Here is a 2,225-nt window from a genome sequence, read left to right on the forward strand (position 1 = left end):
ACATGGTTATGTGGTTGGAGGGCTTGCACGACGCATCGACGTTGTTCCTGAACGCCTACGGTTCGTCGGCAGGTCTCCCCCGAACCAAAGCGCAAAAGAAGCCGGCGACGAAAAAGGACGCAGAGGTTGTTGCGAAAGAGACGGCAAAGTCGGCAGAGGATGCGGCGAGGGCGCGACGCGGCAGACACTACATCGAATGTCTATTGAACGACCAATTGAACGATTTTGGCGGCGAAATCGTGTTTCGCTCGCGCGACCTCGTGCAGATCATGTTGACGTTTGGAGTAGCTGCGCAAGCTGTCGCCAGTGAGATTAAGAGCAAAGAGCATCCGCAATTCGACGAAAGGAGCCCATGGCGCGCAATGATGACGCGCCTCTGGTTTCTTGCTGAAGATGCTGGCTTGCCTACAGCACTGAACGGAAATCGCGATGCGATGCTATCGCCGTTCGTTCGGTTCGCGCTCGCGCTGCAATCCACGTTCTGCGATGTGCCGGCGTGGTATCAGGACAAACCTGACACGCTACTTGAGGAAATCAAGAAGGCTGTTCGGGAGGCAAAGGCCGCGCGCAAAGCGCGGAAAATTATCGACGAGGAATTTTTATCCTATATTTTTCCTTTATAATCAATAGCTTCTGCGTTTACGCGCTATCGGAAATTAGCCACTCTGTTCACGTCGATGAACGACGACGCCGAATGGAGTTCCAACATGCACATCCGTGACAGTGAGCCGGGCACAGACGCGCTGGCCTTTTCCGTCGAAGAAGCCGCGCGGCGCGCTTCTGTCGGTCGCACAATCATCTATGCGGCGATCAAGCTCGGCCTACTCAAGGCGAGGAAGGTCGGGCGGCGAACGGTAATCTTGGAAGTAGATCTCAGAGAATGGCTGGATTCCCTGCCGACACTGAAGACAGCCGCCTAATCCCACAAAACGAAAGCCCCGCCGGGCTGACTACGCGGCGGGGCTCTATTTTACGATTTTTAAGCAGGCCAGAAATGTTTAGGCGCTCACGACAGCAAGATCAATCTCCAACACCAAAGCCGCGCGTCTATCTCGCCGGAAAAATCAGCCAGCACGGCTGGCGAGAGCGGATAGCTCATTCCACCTTGGACGCCAACGATCCTCTCAACCCTTACGAAGTCGTCGGGTTTCCGAGCTTTGTCACCAGTGGACCGTTCTTTATCGGCTGCGGCCATGGTTGCTCCCACGCAGACACGATGCACGGCCAAGGATGGTCTATGAGCGATAGCAGGCGGCGTCGTGTGTTCGCCGCGAACATTGCTCGCATCGAAAACTCCGACTTCGTTTTTGCGCACATCAACGAAGTCGATTGCTTCGGCACATTGTTCGAACTCGGACACGCGCACGCCGCCGGCATTCCGACCTTTATCCATTTCGGCGAAGACCTCACCGACCGACAAAAGTCCGAACTTTGGTTTGCGAGAATGGGTTGCATTCCGATCCTCGGGTCGATCGAAGACGCTTTCGACCGCGCGCTCGACATCTGGCGCGCGGCCTGCGCCACAAACACGATTTGAGGCGCGCCATGCTCGGTATTCCTTCACCGCACGAATGCGATGACCCGGAGCGGGTCTTTTATCCGACCGAACATCTCCCGCCCACCACGTTGGCAGAGCGAAACCTATCTGTCGCGCTCCGTCTAGCGGATCATTGGTTGCATGTGCATCCGTGCAATTCCAATAAAGCTCCGACGATCAGTTGGGGAAAAGACGCCGACAGGATTGGCAAGGGATCGTCACACGATTCGAGAGTCATCAATAATTGGTTTGGCGGGGGGCGTGTCGCTATTCCCGGCATTAACGCCGGCAAGAGCAATCTTCTCGTGATCGATTGCGACAGGAAGCCAAACAAGCCGGATGGTGTCGCGGCTTTCTGGGAGCTTGCCGCACGCCATGGCGGCATTCCCGACGCCTGTCCGATCGTCTCCACTCCATCGAACGGCCGGCATGTATATTTTCGTCAACCAGACGGCGCGCCGTTCACCAACAGGACCGGCGCTCTCCCGCCCGGCATAGATGTGCGCGGCGTCGGGGGGCAGGTCATAGCGCCGGGCGCATGTCTGCCCGATGGGCGCGAATGGGAGCATGTCGCCGGATCGCCGGACCTTGCGGAAGCCTATGCGACCAACACCATTCCGCAGCTCCCGGAATGGCTCGCCGCAATCCTTCGCACGCCAAAGGCCAGCGAGCAGCCGGCCGAAGAGCA

The 2,225-nt window shown here is 57.4% G+C and carries 4 protein-coding genes; all 4 read left to right on the top strand.

Annotated elements, in window-relative coordinates; translation table 11 throughout:
* Positions 1-623: hypothetical protein (locus A1351_RS07785; RefSeq protein WP_210178248.1), on the top strand; the 623-nt coding region annotated here is incomplete at its 5' end.
* An 84-nt stretch (positions 624-707) separates the two neighbouring features.
* A complete protein-coding gene (locus A1351_RS07790; RefSeq protein ID WP_064032696.1) occupies positions 708-920 on the top strand; it encodes a helix-turn-helix domain-containing protein in 213 nt (70 codons plus the stop codon).
* 74 nt (positions 921-994) lie between these two features.
* Positions 995-1,537: a nucleoside 2-deoxyribosyltransferase gene (locus tag A1351_RS26155; protein ID WP_371441463.1), complete on the top strand. Its 543-nt coding sequence runs from the start codon at positions 995-997 to the stop codon at positions 1,535-1,537.
* 8 nt (positions 1,538-1,545) lie between these two features.
* Positions 1,546-2,225 (top strand): bifunctional DNA primase/polymerase (locus tag A1351_RS07800; RefSeq protein ID WP_198162276.1); only part of this gene is annotated, 680 nt, incomplete at its 3' end.

Origin of the sequence: Methylosinus sp. R-45379, from assembly GCF_001644125.1 — a bacterium.
Classification (GTDB): Bacteria; Pseudomonadota; Alphaproteobacteria; order Rhizobiales; family Beijerinckiaceae; genus Methylosinus.